We start from the raw sequence: 19,106 nt of genomic DNA, 5'->3' as shown, positions 1-19,106 counted from the left end.
CACATCCAGAAGCACCGACGCAGAAGATCCTGACACCGGGGTAATCCGTGAAAAAGCTCTCCGCACGACGACGCCATCCGCTGGCGGCGGTCGTCGTCCTACTCCTCGCGCTGGCGGCCACTGGGGGGCTGTACGCCGCGTTCGCGCCCGCGGGCAAGGCACAGGCCGATGAATCCTCCCAGTCCCTGACCATCAAGGAGGGCAAGAAGCTCTACGAGGTCGGCTGCGCCAGCTGCCACGGCACCGGTGGCCAGGGCTCCTCCGACGGCCCGAGCCTCGTCGGCGTCGGCGCCGCGGCCGTCGACTTCCAGGTCGGCACCGGCCGTATGCCCGCCGCGACCTCGCAGGGCGCCCAGGTCCCGCGCAAGAAGCCCATCTACACGCAGGCCCAGATCGACCAGCTCGCCGCGTACGTCGCGTCGCTGGGCGCCGGCCCGAGCGTGCCCACCAAGCAGCAGTACGGCCCCGACGGCGCGGACATCGCCAAGGGCGGCGAGCTGTTCCGCACCAACTGCGCGCAGTGCCACAACTTCACCGGCAAGGGCGGTGCCCTGACCAAGGGCAAGTTCGCCCCGACGCTGGAGGGTGTCGCTCCGAAGCACATCTACGAGGCCATGCAGACCGGCCCGCAGAACATGCCGTCCTTCCCCGACACCACGATGTCGGAGAAGAACAAGAAGGACATCATCGCGTACCTGAACGCGGTCAACGGTGACAAGACGGAGAACCCGGGTGGTCTGGAGCTGGGCGGCCTCGGGCCGGTCAGTGAGGGTCTGTTCGGCTGGATCTTCGGCCTCGGCACGCTGATCGCGGTCGCCGTCTGGGTCGCCGCTCGGACCGCAAAGGCCAAGAAGTCATGAGTAGCCAAGACATTCCTGAAGAGAACCTGCCCGCTGAGCAGGACCACGCACACGGCGCGGTAGCGACCGCGGACGAGGAGAACCCGTTCGCGGACCCGGGGCTGCCGCCGCACGAGCACCGGATCCAGGACATCGACGAGCGGGCCGCCAAGCGGTCCGAGCGCGCGGTGGCGTTCCTGTTCACGGTGTCGATGCTGGCCACCATCGGCTTCATCGTCTCGTACCTGGCGATCCCGAACGACAAGTCGATCTTCGTCTTCCCGATCGGGCACCTGAGCGCGATGAACTTCGCGCTGGGTCTGACGCTGGGCGTGGCGCTGTTCTGCATCGGCGCGGGCGCGGTCCACTGGGCGCGCACGCTGATGTCGGACGTGGAGATCGCCGACGACCGGCACCCCATCGAGGCCTCGCCGGAGGTGCGGGCGAAGGTCCACGCGGACTTCCGCCAGGGTGCCGCGGAGTCCGGGTTCGGCCGCCGCAAGCTGATCCGCAACACCATGTTCGGCGCGATGGCGCTGGTGCCGCTCTCCGGCGTGATGCTGCTGGGCGGTCTGGGCCCGGCGCCGAAGACGAAGCTGCGGCACACGATGTGGGCCAAGGGCAAGCGCCTGGTCAACATGAACACCGGCCAGCCGCTGCGTCCGGAGGACGTGGCCGTCGGCTCGCTGACCTTCGCCATGCCCGACGGGATGTCGGAGCACGACGAGGACTTCCAGAACGAGATCGCCAAGGCGGCCCTGATGATCGTGCGGCTCCAGCCGGACGACATCAAGGACAAGCGCGAGCTCGACTGGTCGCACCAGGGCGTTGTCGCCTACTCGAAGATCTGCACCCACGTGGGCTGCCCGATCTCGCTGTACGAGCAGCAGACGCACCATGTGCTGTGCCCGTGCCACCAGTCCACCTTCGACCTCACCGACGGCGCCCGAGTGATCTTCGGCCCCGCCGGCCACGCTCTGCCGCAGCTGCGGATCGGCGTGGACAGTGAGGGTTACCTCCAGGCGCTCGGCGACTTCGAGGAGCCCGTCGGTCCTGCTTTCTGGGAGCGCGGATGAGTACTGCACCGAACGAACAGTCCCGCTCTCGCGGGAAGGCACCGGCCGGCGAGCGCGTCGCCGACTGGGCCGACGGCCGGCTCGGGATCTACTCCCTGGCCAAGGCCAACATGCGCAAGATCTTCCCCGACCACTGGTCGTTCATGTTGGGCGAAGTGTGCATGTACAGCTTCATCATCATCATCCTGACGGGTGTCTATCTGACGCTGTTCTTCCACCCGTCGATGAACGAGGTGGAGTACCACGGCAGCTACGTCCCGATGCAGGGACAGCTGATGTCGGAGGCGTTCAACTCGACCCTGCACATCTCCTTCGACGTGCGCGGTGGTCTGCTCATCCGGCAGATCCACCACTGGGGCGCGGTGGTCTTCCTCGCCGGCATGTTCGTGCACATGATGCGCGTGTTCTTCACCGGTGCGTTCCGCAAGCCGCGTGAGGTCAACTGGCTGTTCGGCTTCCTGCTGTTCGTCCTCGGCATGTTCACCGGTTTCACCGGTTACTCGCTCCCGGACGACCTGCTCTCCGGCACCGGTGTGCGCATCGCCGAGGGTCTGGTGCTGTCCGTGCCGATCGTCGGCACGTACATCTCGTTCTTCCTCTTCGGCGGCGAGTTCCCCGGTCACGACTTCGTGGCCCGGTTCTACTCGATCCACATCCTGCTGCTGCCGGGCATCATGCTGGGCCTGATGGTGGCCCACCTGATCCTGGTCTTCTACCACAAGCACACGCAGTTCGCGGGCCCCGGCAAGACCGAGAAGAACGTCGTCGGCATGCCGCTGCTGCCGGTCTACATGGCCAAGGCCGGAGGCTTCTTCTTCCTGGTCTTCGGTGTCCTGGCGGTGCTGGCCGCGGTCGCGCAGATCAACCCGATCTGGGCGATGGGCCCCTACCGTCCGGACCAGGTGTCCACCGGCGCCCAGCCCGACTGGTACATGGGCTTCTCCGAGGGCTTCGTGCGTGTGATGCCGGGCTGGGAGATCAACGTCGCGGGCCACACGCTGGTCCTCGGTGTCCTCATCCCGCTGATCGTCTTCGGTCTGATGCTGGTCTCGATCGCGGTCTACCCGTTCATCGAGTCCTGGATCACCGGCGACAAGCGCGAGCACCACATCCTGGACCGTCCGCGCAACGCCCCGACGCGCACCGCTCTCGGTGTCGCCTGGCTGACGTTCTTCGCGATGGCCATGGTGGGTGGCGGCAACGACCTGTGGGCGACGCACTTCCACCTGTCGGTCAACGCCGTGACGTACTTCGTCCGGATCTTCCTGTTCGCCGGCCCGGTCATCGCGTACATCGTCACCAAGCGGATCTGCCTCGGCCTGCAGCGCCGGGACCGCGAGAAGGTGCTGCACGGCCGCGAGACCGGCATCATCAAGCGGCTCCCGCACGGTGAGTTCATCGAGGTGCACGAGCCGCTCAGCCAGGAGCAGCTGCACACCCTCACCGCGCACGAGCAGTACAAGCCGGCCGAGATCGGCCCGACGGTCGACGAGAACGGTGTGGAGCGCAAGGTCCCGGCCTCGCAGAAGCTGCGGGCGAAGCTGTCCAACGCCTACTACGGCGAGCACGCCCAGATCCCGAAGCCGAGGGCGGAGGAGTACAAGGAGATCACGAGCGGCCACGGCCACCACTGATCCGCCGTTACTGATCGCCACGAGGGCGGCCCCACGGACCCGGTCCGTGGGGCCGCCCTTTTGTGTACGGCATGTGTCGGCGGTTACCGATCCGTTATCCGGCCGTCGCCGGATCGACGCTATGATCACACTGTCGTGATCTTGAGCCGGGGCCAGAAGCCCGCACGGGCCGCCCACGGCGTGATAATGGGGGAGTCACTGATGGCAGAACCTGCCGAGCCCGAATTCTTCTTCGATCCGACCGACCCCGCTTTCCGTCGGAACCCCTACCCGGTCTACGCGAAGCTCCGGGACGAGCATCCCCTCCTGGCGGGCCCGCTCAACTCCTGGGTGGTCAGCCGCTACGAGGACGTCGAGGCCCTGCTGCGTGACCGCCGGCTCGGCAAGGACCTCGGGGGCACCCAGTTCTTCGCCCAGGTGGCCGGCGCCGGCCCCGACGAGGAGCCGCCGCCGTTCCTCGGCCTCGGCCTCGACGGCTGGGACGCCAACCTCTTCCGGCTGCTGGACCCGCCGGACCACACCAAGCTGCGCAACCTCGTCGCCGCGCCGTTCACCCCGTCCGCGGTGGAGGCGCTGATCAAGTCCGTCACCGCGGTCGTGGACGAGCTGCTGGCGGACCTCCCCGAGCGGTTCGACGTCATGGAGGTGCTGGCCTCCCAGCTGCCCGTGCGCGTGCTCGGCGACATGATGGGCATCGACCGCGAGGACCAGAAGCTGCTCGCCGCCTGGTCGACGGAGATCGCGCACATCCTGGAGCTGGGCGCCGCGCCGTCGGAGGACGTGGCGCTCGCCTGCCAGCGCGCGGTGGCGCAGTGCACCGAGTACTTCGTCAAGGTGCTCCGGGAGCGCGAGGGCGGCGACGGCACCGACCTGATCACCGAGCTGACCCGGGCCGGCGAGACCATCGAGGGCCTGACGATCCACCAGGTCGCCGCGGTGTGCGTGCTGCTCATCGTGCCCGGCCTGGACACCTTCGCCAACCTCATCGGCAACGCCGCGGTCATCCTGGCCGAGCACCCGGACGTGCTGGAGCGGCTCGCCGCCGACCCCTCCCTCGCCGACGACGTGCTCGACGAGGTGCTGCGCCTGGAGCCGCCCACGCACGCCTCCTGGCGCGTGGTCAACGAGCCGATCACCCTGCACGGCCGGACCATGGAGGCCGGCGCCGTGGTGCTGCTGATGCTGGCCGCGGCCAACCGGGACGAGCGGGCCTTCGAGAACCCCGACACCCTGGCGCTCGGCAAGCACGGCCGCAAGCACCTGTCGTTCGGCCGCGGTATCCACTACTGCCTCGGCGACAACCTCTCCCGGCTGATGGCCAAGGAGGCGCTGATCGGTCTCGCCAAGCGCTGTGCCTCCATCAAGCCGGACGACGACGAGGTGGCGCTGAAGCCCGGCCTGTGGCTGCGCGGCCCGGCCCGGCTCCCCGTCACCACGACTCCCAGGGTGGGCTGATCCGATGACGACGGAAACCTCCGGCCCCGCGGCGGAGCCGATCCTGCTCGAGCTCGTCGACGAGGAGGGCCGGACGATCGGTGTCGCCGAGAAGCTCTCGGCGCACCAGGCGCCCGGGCATCTGCACCGCGCCTTCTCGGTGTTCCTGTTCGACACCGAGGGACGCATGCTGCTCCAGCAGCGGGCGCTGACGAAGTACCACTCGCCGGGCGTGTGGTCCAACACCTGCTGCGGGCACCCGTACCCGGACGAGCCCGCGCAGGAGGCGGCGGCCCGCCGCGTCGGCGAGGAGCTGGGCCTGCACGGCATCCCGCTGGAGCCGGCCGGCACGGTCACCTACGAGCACCCGGACGAGATCTCCGGCCTGGTCGAGAAGGAGTACAACCACCTCTTCGTCGGCCTGGTGAAGGACACCCCGGAGCCGGACCCCGCCGAGATCCACGACTACCGGTTCGTGACCTCCGGGGAGCTGGCCGCGCTGCGGGCCGAGACCAGCTTCTCGGCCTGGTTCCCCACCGTGCTGGAGGCGGCCCTGCCGGGCGTACGGCGCGTCGCGCCGGGCGGCGGCTGGTGACCGCGCCCTGACACACGAAGAAGAGCCGCTGCCCACGGGGAGACCGTGGGCAGCGGCTCTTTCGCGTGAGCGGCTAGGCCAGGGCGCGCAGGACGCTGTCGTTGGCGTCGGTGTCGCCGACGGTGACGCGGACGCCCTCGCCGGCGTAGAAGCGGGCCTGGACGCCCTCGCCCTCCAGGGCCAGGCGGATGTCCTCGGTCCGCTCCGGCTCGTCCAGCCACAGGAAGTTGGTGTGGCTCGGCAGTACCTTCCAGCCGCCGCGGGCCAGCCCGCCGGACAGCCGTTCGCGCTCGCCGACGATGACGGCGATCCGCTCCTCCAGCTCCGGCTGGGCCCGCAGGGACGTCTCCACCGCCACCGCCGACAGGGTGCTCAGGGCGTACGGCAGCTGGTACCGGGCGATCCTCTCGGCCCACCCGGGGGACGTCACGCCGTACCCGACGCGCATGTTGGCCAGCCCCCAGGCCTTGGAGAAGGTGCGCAGCACCAGCAGGTTCGGGAACTCCCGGATCCAGCCCAGCGAGTCCGTACGGCCGGACGGGGCGACGAACTCGATGTACGCCTCGTCCAGGACCACCAGGACGTGCTCGGGGACCCGGGCGACGAACTCCTTCAGCTCGTCGCCGGGGACCAGTCGGCCGGTCGGGTTGTGCGGGTTGCACACGATGACCGCGTCCGCGTCCTGGACCGCCTTCGCCAGCGCCTCGAGGTCCTGGTGCCCGCCCGGGAGCAGGGGCACCTCGACACGGCGCGCCCCCACCATGTCGGCGAGCAGGGGATAGGCGTCGAAGTTGCGCCATCCGTATGCCAGCCCCCCGCCGGCGGACACACTCGCCTGGAGCGCCTGGAGCGCGACGCCCACGGATCCCGCGCCGAGCACGACCTGCTCGCCCGGCATCCCCAGCCAGTCGGCGACGATCCCGCGCAGCCGCTCGGGATAGAACTCCGGGTACCGGTTGACCGAGGCGGCGTGCCTGGCGATCTCGGCGGCGACGGAGTCGAGCGGCGGCAGCGGGTGTTCGTTGAGGGTGAGCCGATGCGGCTGGGGCATCAGCCGACGCCCACCGAGGTCAGCAGGTCGCGCGCGTCCTGGAGCGTGGAATCGGCGCCGAGTTCGTTGCCGTTCAGCGTCGGGGTGCCGAACTGCCGCTCCAGGGCCACGATGAACTCGACGACCCCCATCGAGTCCATGCCGGCGTCTTTGAACGACGCGCCCTCGAAGAGGCGGTCGGTGGACTGGGGGAACCGCTCGTCGAGCAGCGCCTTCAGGTTCTGGTCGATGGTGTTCATGATTCTCTTCTCTGTGGAGGGTGCCGTCAGCCGTCGATCACCGTGAGGCCGCCGGGCCAGGTGAGCAGTGCCGAGCCCCAGGTCAGGCCGCCGCCGAAGCCGGTGAGGACCACCGGATCGCCCGCCCGCAGCCGCCCGTCGGCCGCACCCGCGGCGAGCGCGAGCGGGATGGAGGCGGCCACGGTGTTGCCGACCCGGTCGATGTTCTTCACGACGCGCTCGGCGGGCAGCCCGAGTTCCCGGGCGCAGGTGTCGAGGATCCTGACGTTCGCCTGGTGCGGGACCAGGTGGGCGAGGTCCTCGGGGGCCAGCGCGGCGGCGTCCAGGACCTTGCGCACCGATGCGGTCATGTACCGGACGGCACGGGTGAAGACCTGCGGGCCGTCCATGTGGAAGTACCGGTCGCCCGGGGCGGCCTCGGCCCCGCTCAGCCGCTGTTCGGAGCCCCCGCCGGGCACCGTGATGAGGTCCACGCCCGTGCCGTCGCTGCCCAGGTCGAAGCCGCGCAGGGCGCCCTCCTCGGCCGGGTCCCCGGCGCGCAGTACGGCCGCGCCGGCGCCGTCGCCGAAGATCACCCGGGTGGTGCGGTCGTGCGGGTCGAGGATGGTGGAGAAGGTGTCCGCCCCGATCACCAGGGCGCTGTCCGCGACCCGGCCGGTGATCAGTCCCGCCGCGGTGGCCAGCGCGTACACGAAGCCCGTGCACACCGCGGCCACGTCGAAGGCGCCGGTCCCGGTCAGCCCGAGCGAGGAGGCGACCACCGGGGCGGTCGCGGGGCAGGGGCGGTCCGGGGTGCTCGTGGCGACGATGACGACGTCCACGCGGTCGGTGCCGGCCGACTTCAGCGCCCGGCGCCCCGCCTCGGTGGCGAGGTGCCCGGTGCTCATGCCCGGCGACGCGATGTGCCGCCGGCCGATGCCGGTGCGGGTCCGGATCCACTCGTCGGAGGTGTCCAGTTCCGACGAGAGCATGTCGTTGGTGACCACCTGCGGCGGGAGCCAGGTGCCCAGGCCGCTCAGGATCGCCCCGCGGGTCATGCCCCGGTGCCCCGGTACGGCGGCCGGATGCGGTAACCGGCGCGGGTGGCCTGCTGGTTGGCCTTGCGGGCGCGGGCGATGGCCTTGGCCGTGCGCGGGATCATCCGGCCGGAGACGAAGTCGATGCCGCGCCGGGGGTTCTTGAAGAACGCGTAGTCGTCCTTGATCATCTCCGGGAACATGGAGTCGTGCGTCTGGATGTCGGTCTCCATGAAGATCCGCGCCGTCGGGTGCAGCGTCTGCGGCCACGAGCGGCCGGCGTCCAGATGCTTGCGAGCGATGTCGATCTCGAACTGGATCAGCTCGCGCAGCGAGTCGCTGATGTAGCCGCTGCCGATCTGGCGGTCCAGGTCCGCCCGGGTCAGGCCGAAGCGGGCGAGGTGGTCCAGCGGGAGGTACAGCCGGCCCAGGTCCAGGTCCTCGCGCAGGTCCCAGATGAAGTCCAGCAGCTGGAAGGCCGTGATGGTGTGCCGGCACAGCTCCTCGGCGTCCTCGCTCAGCGGCTCGAAGATCTGGTTGATCCAGATCGCGGGCAGCAGCGTGACCGTCTCCAGGAAGTCGTCCAGCTCCTCCTCGTTGGCGTACTCGTACGTCGTCAGCGCCTTGCGGTGGCCGTCGACGAACTCGGGCACGCGCAGGTAGGGCAGGTCCCAGGTGCGCAGGGTGTGGACCAGGGCGCGGGCGAGGGCGGCGTCCGTCTGCTCCGACAGCGACAGCGGGTGGTCGCTCTTCAGCTCCTCGCCCTTGGCGATGGCCAGGTAGGTGTGCTGCCACTCGTCCAGCCGGCGGGCCCGGACGTCGACGCTGAGGTTGATGTCGTCGGCCAGGTCGTCGATGTAGCAGACGAAGGAGAAGAAGGTGTCGAAGTAGGGCCGCTTGGCCGGGTGCATCATGTAGCGGCCGAGGAAGCGGCCCCGCCCGATCTTGCGGAACAGCTGGGAGCTCGCGATGTAGTCGGCGCGCAGCCCGGAGTCCGTGATACCTGCGAGGTCCAGCTCTTGCACTGTCATGTGAGTTCTTTCCGATGGGGTCCGCGCGTCCCCGCGGCCCCGCTCGGCCGGATGCGGCGGCGGGGTGCCTTGCGGGGAGGCGCGGACGAAGGCGTACGGAGGGCGACGCGTCAGAGAGCGCTGCCGGTCATCTCGTACGAGACGGCGGCCTGTCGCTGCCGGGGCACCGGCACGGTGGGGGCGTCGGCGGGCAGGAAGGAGGCGAAGGGCGGCTCCTCCTCCACGGTGAGCCTCAGTTCGAGGACCCCGGGCAGATGCGCGTGGCGCCGGTACTCGTCCAGCTGCCGGGCCAGCTCGGCGGCGGTGCCGGCGCTGCCGACCCACAGCCGGTCCGGGGAGCCGAGGCCCCGCGCCACCGTGGACACGTCGACGGGTGTGTAGTCCACGGTGGTGATCCGGGAGTCGAAGAACCGCTGCTGGCGTGTGGCGCACATGCCGTGCATGCCGTTGTTGAAGACGACGTACAGGATGGGCAGGCCCAGTTCCACGGCGGTGTGCGTCTCCAGGCCGCTCATCAGGAACGCCCCGTCACCGCAGAACACCACGGTCCGGGTGCCCTCAGGGGAGCCCAGCTGGGCGCCGACGGCCGCCCCGACGCTGTAGCCCATGCCGCCCATGCCCAGGGCGATGGTGGAGGAGGAGCCGGCCGGGACGGACCCGTAGTGCATGGCGGCGACGGCGCAGTTCCCGGCGTCGTACAGCAGATGGCCGCCCTGCGGCAGGTGTTCCTGGAGCAGCCGGACGGCCTCGCTCTGCAGCAGCGCCTCCTCGTCCCGCTCGCCGGCGCGCCCCGGGACGGGGACGGCGGGCCGGGCCACGAAGCGGGTCTGCTCGTAGCCGGTGACCGGCGGGGCCGTGAAGGGGCGCTCCGCGCGCAGCCGTTCCAGCAGCCGGAACACCTCGCCGATGTCCCCGCGGACCGTGGTGTCCGCCAGGCCCGAGCGCTCGATCTCCCCGAGGTCGATGTTGACCGCGCCGGCCCGTGCCGGGTCCCAGTCGCCGAGTGCCCGCCGGGTCATCATGGCCAGTCCGGTGCCCACCAGGACCACGAAGTCCGACTTGGCCACGTACTCGGCGGCCGAGGGGTGGCCGCCCTCGCCGACGACGCCCAGGTACAGGTCGCTGTCGTTGGGGAACTCGCCGCGCGCGCCCATGGTGGTCACCACGGGTATCCGGGTGCGCTCGGCGAAGACGCGCACCGCCTCGGGATCGCAGGAACGGCGGTTGCCGTGTCCGAGCAGCAGCACCGGGGCACTGGCCTCGCGCAGCCGGCCGAAGAGGGCGGACACCGCGTGCTCGGGCAGCGGTTCGGGCTCGATGAAGGCGCCGAGGTGAGTCGGCCAGTCGGCCGGGACGTCACCGACCTCGAGTTCGTAGACGTCCCGGGGCAGCAGCAGGGCCACCGGGCCCTTGCGGCCGCTCAGGCAGGTGGAGACGGCGTCGCGCAGCAGGTCCCAGAAGCCCTCCGCCCCGGTGACCCGGACGGTCTTCTTGGTGATGGCCTCCAGCAGCGCCTGGCCGTCCACGGTCCGGCCGATCCCGGAGGAGTCCTGGAAGGAGCCCCGGCCGTCCAGGGCGGCCGGCGGCTGCCCGACCAGCGCGAGGACCGGCACCGACTCCGCGTGGGACTCGGCCAGCCCGGCGACCAGGTTCATCATCCCGCCGCCGGAGGTCGAACAGCACACCCCCAGGGTGCGGTGCACCCGGGCGCGGGCGTCCGCCATGTTCGCCGCCCCGTCCTCCCGCTTCGCCAGCACGGACGTCAGACGGCCCTGACCGAGCCTGTCGATCGCATCGTGGACGTGTTCGATGTTCGCGCCGCTGACGCCGAAAACGTATCTCGTGTCCAGATCGCGCAGAACCGTGACCAAGGCATCGGCCAGCCGCATTGATCCCCCATGTGTGGCGTGTGCTTCGTCGTGGTGCGAAGCGGGGCGGCCGGGGCCGCCCCGCGGCGGGCCTCAGGCCTTGTCGGCGCCGAAGCGGTGCTCCAGGATCCGCTTGAGGTTGCCCATCTCGATGCTGTGGCCGGCGTGGAAGACGGGCCAGATGTCACCGACCCAGACGCGGTCGGTGCGCGCCCGGCCCTCGGCGATGTAGTCCGGGACGTTCTCCGTCGTACGGTCGTAGTACGGGTGCTTGCAGTTGGTCCACAGCACCACGGTGCCCGGCTTGTTCAGCACCTTCGACGAGTCGATGATCGTCATGTAGTAGCGCATCCACAGCTCGTGGCCCTGGTCCCAGGCGCACGGGTAGACCACGAGACCGTGCTCGGGGCCCTTCTGCGCGTCGGCGCGGATGTAGATGTCCGTGTTCGGCTGGATCATCTCGTCCGCGCGGTACAGACCGCCGCCGAGGTGCTTCATGTTGCGGATGCTGTACGTCCACTCCTCCAGGGAGCGGGCGTTGGCCGCGTACTCGAAGACGATGTCGTAGGGGACGTTGATGTGCTCGGCGAGGGAGCAGTACTGACCGAAGATCTCGCCGTGGTCGTACGTCTCCTTCGTCTTGCTCTCCATGAGCTTCATCATGTCGTCCATGCCGGTGTTCTCGTTCCACACCAGGTCCAGGCCCTCGAGGTCGGACCGGTCCAGGACGTAGTTCTGGGCCAGACCCGACTCGTCGGGAACGCGCTGGGACATACTTCTCCTCATGCAGTGTTAAGGGAATGAACGAAATGAAGGGAAGGGGAGCGGGCAGGCGGGGTGCCCCGGAAAGTCAGTTCCAGCGCCAGACCATGGAACCGACGAGTTCTCCGCCGTGCGAGAAGGTCGCGAACGCGATGAGATCGCCGGGCGCGATCATCTTCTTGTCGAGGGCATCGGCGAACGTCACCGGAAGAGTGCCCTGGAACATGTTGCCGTAGGTGCCGAGCGTGTCGTGCGCCCGGGAATCGTCGAATCCGCAGCGCTTGCGCCACTCCGCGACGTATTTCTCGTTCGGCTGGTGGGTGATCAGGAAAGCGATGTCCTTGTTCTCCACCCCGGCCTTCTCCAGCGCGATGTCGACCGCCTGGGGAAGCTGTTCCATGGTGACGGTGTACAGACGCGCCAGCATGGACTGGTCGAACTTCACGGTGAGCGCGCCGGAGCCGGCCGACCAGTAGGGGATCTCCATGCCCTCGACGGTGTCCGGCTCGACCTTGAGCGCTCCCCAGTTCTCCCCGAAGGCCTGCTCGTGGATGGAGAGGATGGTCGGTTCGTCGCCGGCCGTGACGAGGGTGGCCGACGCGCCGTCACCGAGCACCCGGGACTCGGGCGCCTTCTGGAACTCCTCGAGCCGGGAGACGAAGTTGGTGACCGTGACCACCGCGACCGTACGGTACTGGCCCGAGTCGATGAAGGCCCGGGCCGTGTTGATGGAGGAGATCCAGGAGCAGCAGCCGTTGTCCACCTGGAGCACGGCCGCCTTGGTGGCACCGACCGCGTACTGGATGGCCGTGCCCGTGCCCGGTGAGAAGGCGTCGTTCAGCTGGGAGGCGCAGATGATGAGGTCGACGTCGGCCGCCGGTACGCCGTTGCGCTCCAGAAGCTTCTCGAGGGCCTTCGCGCCCAGCTGCGCCGACGTGTAGTCGGGCCAGGCGAAGCGCCGCTCGTGCACGCCCGCGAAGAATGCGTGGTCGCTGAGGTCGCCGCCCTCGCTCGGCAGCTCGCTGTTCCTGACCACCCGCTCCGGCATGAAATTAACCACGTCGACAATGCGAGTTTGTGACACGAAATTTTTCCCCGTCTTTGTGCTGATGCTGCCCGCGAAAATGCCGATCGGACATACCTCGGGGCCCCGGGAGAACAATGAGAAAGATCGTTGACCGGCCCCGCTTCCCCCGTCGTGTGCGCCGGCGACGGAGGGGAATTCCCTTGCGCGGTGAGAACGAAAGTCACCTTATGATCACGGTGATAACGGATCGATACCGGCAAGGTCACCAGATGATAACGTTCGGTTGGCTGTTTGACCTAATCCCGCCATACCGCAGCGAGTTGATGAACCGTCGGGTTCCACCGCAGGGCCGATTTACCGCAGCGGCCCGCTAAACGTGAGCTTCCTAACGCCGATTCACGGTTGGCTGGATTGCGGGGTGATGAACAGGGCCTGGCCCGACAGCGCCGGGCCCGGCTGTCCGGCGGTGCGCGCGCCCTTCCGGCCGGGCGTGTGCGGCCCTTCCGGCCGAGGGGGCCGGCAGGCGGTTCCGGCCCTTGCGTTCAAAACACCCCCGGCCGGAGTAATGGCCCGGCTATCCGGACAATCTGCGTAGTACGGTGTGAATACACCAAACCACGGCGGTCTGGAGCACTATGGGAAACCGGGACATGCCGGAAGGGCGTCCGCGTGCCGAGCAGCCCGCCGGCGACGGTGTGCACGGTGCCGTCTCCGTGGCCGACGAGGAGAATCCGTTCGCGGACCCCGGACTGCCGCCGCACGAGCACCGGATCCAGGACATCGACGAGCGGGCCGCCAAGCGGTCCGAGCGCGCGGTGGCGTTCCTGTTCACGGTGTCGATGCTGGCCACGATCGGCTTCATCGTCGCCTATCTGCTGATTCCCAACGACAAGTCGATTTTCGTCTTCCCCCTCGGCCACCTGAGCGCGATGAACTTCGCACTGGGGCTCACGCTGGGCGTGGCGCTGTTCTGCATCGGCGCGGGCGCGGTCCACTGGGCGCGCACCCTGATGTCGGACGTGGAGATCGCCGACGACCGGCACCCCATCGAGGCGTCACCCGAGGTGCGGGCCAAGGTCCACGCGGACTTCCGCCAGGGTGCCGCGGAGTCCGGGTTCGGCCGCCGCAAGCTGATCCGCAACACCCTGCTCGGCGCGATGGCGCTGGTGCCGCTGACCGGTCTGATGCTGCTCGGCGGTCTCGGACCGGCACCCGGCACCAAGCTGCGCCACACCCTGTGGGCCAAGGGCAAGCGCCTGGTCAACATGAACACCGGCCAGCCGCTGCGCCCGGAGGACGTGGCCGTCGGCTCGCTGACCTTCGCCATGCCCGACGGCCTCGCGGAACACGACGAGGACTTCCAGAACGAGATCGCCAAGGCCGCCCTGATGGTCATCCGGCTCCAGCCGGACGACATCAAGGACAAGCGCGAGCTCGACTGGTCGCACCAGGGCGTCGTCGCCTACTCGAAGATCTGCACCCACGTGGGCTGCCCGATCTCGCTGTACGAGCAGCAGACGCACCACGTGCTGTGCCCCTGCCACCAGTCCACCTTCGACCTCACCGACGGCGCCCGAGTGATCTTCGGCCCCGCCGGCCACGCCCTTCCGCAACTGCGCATCGGCGTGGACAGCGAGGGTTACCTCCAGGCGCTCGGCGACTTCGAGGAGCCCGTCGGTCCTGCTTTCTGGGAGCGCGGATGAGTACTGCAGCGAACGAAACCCCTCGACCCGGCGCGGCCGGCCGTTCTCGCGGGACGGCACCGGCGGGCGAGCGCCTCGCCGACTGGGCCGACGGACGGCTGGGGCTCTACAGCCTGGCCAAGGCCAACATGCGCAAGATCTTCCCCGACCACTGGTCGTTCATGCTGGGCGAGATCTGCCTCTACTCGTTTCTGATCATCATCCTGACGGGTGTCTTCCTGACGCTGTTCTTCCACCCGTCGATGAACGAGGTGGAGTACCACGGCGGTTATGTGCCGCTCCAGGGACAGATGATGTCCGAGGCGTTCAGCTCCACCCTGCACATCTCCTTCGACGTGCGCGGCGGCCTGCTCATGCGGCAGATCCACCACTGGGGCGCGGTCGTGTTCATCGCCGGGATGTTCGTGCACATGATGCGCGTGTTCTTCTCCGGCGCGTTCCGCAAGCCGCGCGAGCTGAACTGGCTGTTCGGCTTCCTGCTGTTCGTCCTCGGCATGTTCACCGGCTTCACCGGCTACTCGCTCCCGGACGACCTGCTCTCCGGCACCGGTGTCCGCTTCATGGAGGGCGCGATCCTGTCCGTGCCGATCGTCGGCACGTACCTGTCGTTCTTCCTCTTCGGCGGGGAGTTCCCCGGCCACGAGTTCGTGGCCCGGTTCTACACCATCCACATCCTGCTGCTGCCGGGCATCATGCTGGGCCTCGTGGTGGCCCACCTGATCCTCGTCTTCTACCACAAGCACACCCAGTTCGCGGGCCCCGGCAAGACCGAGACCAACGTCGTCGGCATGCCTCTGCTGCCGGTCTACATGGCCAAGGCCGGAGGCTTCTTCTTCCTGGTCTTCGGCGCCCTCGCGGCCCTGGCCGCCGTCGCCCAGATCAACCCGATCTGGGCCATGGGCCCCTACCGCCCCGACCAGGTCTCCACCGGCGCCCAGCCCGACTGGTACATGGGCATGGCCGAGGGCCTCATCCGCGCCATGCCGGGCTGGGAGATCAACTTCTGGGGCCACACCCTCGTCCTCGGCGTGTTCATCCCGCTGGTCGTGTTCGGCCTGATCCTCGTGGCCATCGCGGTCTACCCGTTCGTGGAGGCGTGGATCACCGGCGACAAGCGCGAGCACCACATCCTGGACCGCCCGCGCAACGCCGCCACCCGCACCGCGTTCGGCGTCGCCTGGCTGACCGTGTACTTCGTGATGCTGATCGGCGGCGGCAACGACATCGTCGCCACCCACTTCCACCTGTCGATCAACGCCGTCACCTGGTTCGTCCGGATCGCCTACTTCGTCGGCCCGGTCATCACCTTCCTCATCACCAAGCGGATCTGCCTGGGCCTGCAGCGCCGGGACCGCGACAAGGTGCTGCACGGCCGCGAGACCGGCATCATCAAGCGGCTTCCGCACGGAGAGTTCATCGAGGTGCACGAGCCGCTCAGCCAGGAGCAGCTGCACACCCTCACCTCGCACAAGCAGTACACGCCGGCCGAGATCGGCCCGACCGTCGACGAGAACGGCGTCGAGCGCAAGGTCCCGGCCTCGGAGAAGCTGCGCGTGAAGCTGTCCCACGCCTACTACGGCGAGGAGAGCCAGATCCCCAAGCCGACCGTCGACGAGTACAAGGAGATCGCGAGCGGCCACGGGCACCACTGATCCCGGCGCGCCGAGGGGCCCCGTCCGCGACCCGGACGGGGCCCCTCGGCGCGCGTCCGGCTGGATAGGGTGGTGTACGACGAGCAGGCAACCGGACAAGGAGCGGCTGATGAGCGCTGTGACCCCCGCTGGAGGCGACACCGCGGCGGGCCGCTCCTGGCCCGCCCTGCTGAACGGCCTGCTGGAGGGCCGGGACCTCGCCGCGGACGACACCGCCTGGGCGATGGACAAGATCATGCGCGGCGAGGCGACCGACGCGCAGATCGCCGGGTTCGCGGTGGCCCTGCGGGCGAAGGGACAGACGGTCGAGGAGATCACCGGCCTGGTCCGCACCATGTACCGGCACGCGAACGTGATCGAGGTGCCCGGCCGCACCGTCGACATCGTCGGCACCGGCGGCGACGGCGCCAAGACGGTGAACATCTCCACGATGGCCTCGCTCGTCGTCGCCGGCACGGGCGCGAAGGTCGTCAAGCACGGCAACCGGGCCGCGTCCTCGGCGTCCGGCTCCTCCGACGTGCTGGAGCAGCTCGGGGTCAACCTCGACCTCACGCCCCGCCGGGTGGCCGAGGTCGCGGAGGAGGCCGGCATCACCTTCTGCTTCGCCGTGAAGTTCCACCCGGCGCTGCGTCATGTCGGCGCCGCGCGCGGCCAGTTGGGCATCCGGACGGTGTTCAACCTGCTCGGCCCGCTGACCAATCCGGCGCAGGTGCGGGCCCAGGCGATCGGCGTGGCCGTCGCCCGCGAGGCGCCGATCGTCGCCGGCGTGCTCGCCGAACGCGGCAACTCCTCGCTGGTCTTCCGCGGTGACGACGGGCTGGACGAACTGACCACGACCGCCACCTCCCGGGTGTGGGTGGTGCGCGACGGCAAGGTCACCGAGGAGTCCTTCGACCCCCGGGACGTCGGCATCGACCTGGTCCCGGTGGAGGCCCTGAGCGGCGGCGACCCGGCCTACAACGCGGAGGTCGCCCGCAGACTGCTGGACGGCGAGCGCGGTGCCGTACGGGACGCCGTGGAACTGAACGCGGCGGCGGCGCTGGTGGCCCTCGACCCGACGGACGAGCCGCTCGCCGACCAGATCCGCGCGGGGCTCGCGAAGGCCGCCGAGTCCATCGACTCCGGGGCGGCCCGGCGGGTGCTGGAGCGGTGGGTGGCCGCCAGCAACGCCTGACCGGCCCGGCAGGGCAGGCCGTCCCGCGATCCGGACACCGGGTTGCGGGGCGGCGATCACTTCACGTACGTTCCTGTACCAGGTCATGAGTGACAGTCATGAGGCCCCGGCCGACTGTCCGGCAACCCTCCGTCCGTGGCGGGGTGCCCCGGGTGAAGACCAGGCCGTGGACAGCAAGGTCCACGGCAAGCGCGGATCCCTCGTGCCACCAGGGATCCTGGTCGTCGAGGAGTCTTCCGTGAGCAAGCGAATGCGTTAGGGCCGCAGAGCCCCGCCTCCGCACACCCTTTCCTCTTTTTCTTCAGCTTCCTTCAGCTTTCCTCGTATTCCGTCACGGGAGTCCGTCATGTCTGTCTCCACCGCTGCCGCCGACCAGTCGCTTTGCACCCCTCTGCCCGTTCTGGGGCGGGATGTCACCGTCCCGCTGGTCACCGGTGGGGAGGTCACCTACGCGGCCCTCGACTACGCGGCCAGCGCCCCCGCCCTCCAGCGCGTCTGGGACGACGTCGCCGCCTACGCCCCGTACTACGGCAGCGTCCACCGCGGGGCCGGCTACCTCTCCCAGCTCTCCACCGACCTGTTCGAGAACGCCCGCGGGACGGTCGCCGAGTTCCTCGGCTGCCGGGCCGGCGACCAGGTGGTCTTCACCCGCTCCACCACCGACTCCCTGAACCTGCTGGCCCGGGCGATCCCGGCCGGCTGCCAGGTCTTCGTCTTCGAGACCGAGCACCACGCCTCCCTGCTGCCCTGGCAGCACGCCCACGTCACCTACCTCGACGCCCCGCGCACCCCCGGCCAGGCCGTGGAGATCCTGGAGCGGGCCCTGGCCGGCCGCGACCCGTACGGCCCCGCCCTGGTCTGTGTCACCGGCGCCTCCAACGTCACCGGCGAGCTGTGGCCGGTGCGCGAACTGGCCGCCGCCGCGCACGCCCACGGCGCCCGGATCGTCCTGGACGCCGCCCAACTCGCCCCGCACCACCCGGTGTCCGTCACGGAACTCGACGTCGACTGGATCGCCTTCTCCGGCCACAAGCTGTACGCCCCCTTCGGCTCCGGCGTCCTGGCCGGCCGCGCCGACTGGCTCCAGGCGGCCGAGCCCTACCTCGCGGGCGGCGGCGCCAGCCGCAAGGTGACCCGGCGCGAGGACGGTGGGGTGGCCGTCGAGTGGCACGAGAGCGCGGCCCGCCACGAGGCCGGCTCCCCGAACGTCATCGGCGCCTACGCCATCGCCGCCGCCTGCAAGGCCCTCACCGAGGCCGGCTGGGACACCCTGGTCGCCCGCGAACAGCACCTGATCGCCAAGGTCCGCGCGGGCCTGGCCGAGGTGCCCGAGGTGCGCGTGCTGTCCCTGTTCGGCGACGACGCCCCGCGCGTCGGCGTCCTCTCCTTCGTCGTCGACGGCTGGAACAGCTCCCACTTCGCCGCCGCGCTCTCCGCCGAGTACGGCATCGGCGTCCGCGACGGCCTCTTCTGCGCCCACCCGCTGGTGCGCACCCTGCTCGGCACCGACCCGGGGACCCAGGGCGAGTGCGGCGCCCCCGAGGCGGCCCCCGGCGAGAAGTCCCTCAACGCCATCCGCGTCAGCTTCGGCGCGGGCACCCCCGACGAGCACGTGGACCGCTTCGTGAACGCCGTCCGCGAACTGGTCCGGGACGGCGCGAAGTGGCAGTACCGCACGGAGGAGGGGCGCTGCGTGCCGGCGGTCTGAGCAGTGCCTCGCGGGGCAGCCGGCCCCGGCGGGCGGGCGGACGCGCATGAACTTCCCTTGACGCACGGCGGTGCGGCCGCCGCGCGCCGAGGGACCGGCTGACCGCGGTGAGCCCGCCTGGCGGCCGACCGCGGCCCCGCGCCTCCGGCGGGCCCGGGCCGGGCCGTCCCGGTCTCGCTCGGCGCGGACGCGCCGGCCCGCGTCGGCGGCACGGGCGCCGGCCCGGTACGCCGTCGGCGGCGGCGGGAAGAGGCCGGCCAGGCCCTGGCCGGCCCCCCGCTCGTCGCGGACGGCGCG

General features: G+C 69.9%; 16 protein-coding genes and 1 riboswitch. Of the genes, 9 read left to right on the top strand and 7 right to left on the bottom strand.

Translation table 11 applies throughout. The annotated features are described in order from the left end of the window. Positions 1 to 47 precede the first annotated feature (47 nt). The 5 genes from HB370_RS12140 (at position 48) to idi (ending at position 5,578) form a co-directional block, all read left to right on the top strand. A complete protein-coding gene (locus HB370_RS12140; protein ID WP_030783242.1) occupies positions 48 to 860 on the top strand; it encodes a c-type cytochrome in 813 nt (270 codons plus the stop codon). Next, a complete protein-coding gene (locus tag HB370_RS12135) occupies positions 857 to 1,915 on the top strand; it encodes a Rieske 2Fe-2S domain-containing protein (protein ID WP_167512970.1) in 1,059 nt (352 codons plus the stop codon). The genes HB370_RS12140 and HB370_RS12135 overlap by 4 nt, the downstream gene beginning before the upstream one ends. After that, positions 1,912 to 3,549, top strand: coding sequence for a ubiquinol-cytochrome c reductase cytochrome b subunit (locus tag HB370_RS12130; RefSeq protein WP_030783247.1), 1,638 nt, complete (start codon positions 1,912 to 1,914; stop codon positions 3,547 to 3,549). Before HB370_RS12135 ends, HB370_RS12130 begins: the two co-directional genes overlap by 4 nt. A 201-nt stretch (positions 3,550 to 3,750) precedes the next feature. Continuing rightward, a complete protein-coding gene (locus HB370_RS12125) occupies positions 3,751 to 5,004 on the top strand; it encodes a cytochrome P450 (protein WP_030783249.1) in 1,254 nt (417 codons plus the stop codon). A gap of 4 nt (positions 5,005 to 5,008) precedes the next feature. Beyond that, on the top strand, positions 5,009 to 5,578 hold the full coding sequence (gene idi, locus HB370_RS12120) for an isopentenyl-diphosphate Delta-isomerase (RefSeq protein ID WP_030783251.1): 570 nt from the start codon (positions 5,009 to 5,011) through the stop codon (positions 5,576 to 5,578). A gap of 73 nt (positions 5,579 to 5,651) precedes the next feature. On the opposite strand, the gene HB370_RS12115 is transcribed toward idi, so the two are convergent. The 7 genes from HB370_RS12115 to HB370_RS12085 form a co-directional block, all read right to left on the bottom strand. Beyond that, positions 5,652 to 6,629, bottom strand: coding sequence for an aminotransferase class I/II-fold pyridoxal phosphate-dependent enzyme (locus HB370_RS12115; protein WP_051815689.1), 978 nt, complete (start codon positions 6,627 to 6,629; stop codon positions 5,652 to 5,654). After that, a complete protein-coding gene (locus tag HB370_RS12110; protein ID WP_030783257.1) occupies positions 6,629 to 6,868 on the bottom strand; it encodes an acyl carrier protein in 240 nt (79 codons plus the stop codon). The genes HB370_RS12115 and HB370_RS12110 overlap by 1 nt, the downstream gene beginning before the upstream one ends. Positions 6,869 to 6,894: 26 nt before the next feature. Continuing rightward, a complete protein-coding gene (locus HB370_RS12105; RefSeq protein WP_030783260.1) occupies positions 6,895 to 7,905 on the bottom strand; it encodes a beta-ketoacyl-ACP synthase III in 1,011 nt (336 codons plus the stop codon). Further along, complete coding sequence (locus tag HB370_RS12100; RefSeq protein ID WP_030783263.1) at positions 7,902 to 8,915, bottom strand: squalene/phytoene synthase family protein; 1,014 nt, start codon at positions 8,913 to 8,915, stop codon at positions 7,902 to 7,904. Before HB370_RS12100 ends, HB370_RS12105 begins: the two co-directional genes overlap by 4 nt. Positions 8,916 to 9,025: 110 nt before the next feature. Then, the gene (locus HB370_RS12095; RefSeq protein ID WP_051815691.1) at positions 9,026 to 10,804 is read right to left on the bottom strand and encodes a thiamine pyrophosphate-binding protein; all 1,779 of its coding nucleotides are present in this window, start codon (positions 10,802 to 10,804) and stop codon (positions 9,026 to 9,028) included. 72 nt (positions 10,805 to 10,876) lie between these two features. Continuing rightward, positions 10,877 to 11,557, bottom strand: coding sequence for a hypothetical protein (locus HB370_RS12090; protein WP_229896674.1), 681 nt, complete (start codon positions 11,555 to 11,557; stop codon positions 10,877 to 10,879). A gap of 76 nt (positions 11,558 to 11,633) precedes the next feature. After that, complete coding sequence (locus tag HB370_RS12085) at positions 11,634 to 12,605, bottom strand: 3-oxoacyl-[acyl-carrier-protein] synthase III C-terminal domain-containing protein (protein WP_244405499.1); 972 nt, start codon at positions 12,603 to 12,605, stop codon at positions 11,634 to 11,636. A gap of 602 nt (positions 12,606 to 13,207) precedes the next feature. On the opposite strand from HB370_RS12085, the gene HB370_RS12080 reads away from it, so the two are divergent. The 4 genes from HB370_RS12080 to HB370_RS12065 all read left to right on the top strand — a co-directional run bounded on the left by HB370_RS12080 (position 13,208) and on the right by HB370_RS12065 (position 18,809). Beyond that, positions 13,208 to 14,275 (top strand): Rieske 2Fe-2S domain-containing protein, encoded by a 1,068-nt coding sequence (locus tag HB370_RS12080; protein ID WP_167512969.1) that lies wholly within the window; start codon positions 13,208 to 13,210, stop codon positions 14,273 to 14,275. Beyond that, positions 14,272 to 15,927 (top strand): ubiquinol-cytochrome c reductase cytochrome b subunit, encoded by a 1,656-nt coding sequence (locus HB370_RS12075; RefSeq protein WP_030783278.1) that lies wholly within the window; start codon positions 14,272 to 14,274, stop codon positions 15,925 to 15,927. Before HB370_RS12080 ends, HB370_RS12075 begins: the two co-directional genes overlap by 4 nt. Before the next feature lie 109 nt (positions 15,928 to 16,036). After that, the gene (gene trpD / locus HB370_RS12070; RefSeq protein ID WP_030783280.1) at positions 16,037 to 17,101 is read left to right on the top strand and encodes an anthranilate phosphoribosyltransferase; all 1,065 of its coding nucleotides are present in this window, start codon (positions 16,037 to 16,039) and stop codon (positions 17,099 to 17,101) included. Positions 17,102 to 17,182: 81 nt separating this feature from the next. Next, positions 17,183 to 17,299: riboswitch (SAM riboswitch) on the top strand. Between the two features lie 148 nt (positions 17,300 to 17,447). Beyond that, entirely contained in the window at positions 17,448 to 18,809 is a 1,362-nt protein-coding gene (locus tag HB370_RS12065; protein WP_030783283.1) for an aminotransferase class V-fold PLP-dependent enzyme, read from the top strand. Positions 18,810 to 19,106 lie beyond the last annotated feature (297 nt).

Origin of the sequence: Streptomyces sp. DSM 40868 (assembly GCF_011820545.1) — a bacterium.
In the GTDB taxonomy this organism is placed as follows: domain Bacteria; phylum Actinomycetota; class Actinomycetes; order Streptomycetales; family Streptomycetaceae; genus Streptomyces; species Streptomyces eurythermus.
Note: the sequence above shows the minus strand (reverse complement) of the source record. Positions and strands in the feature narration are given on the sequence as shown.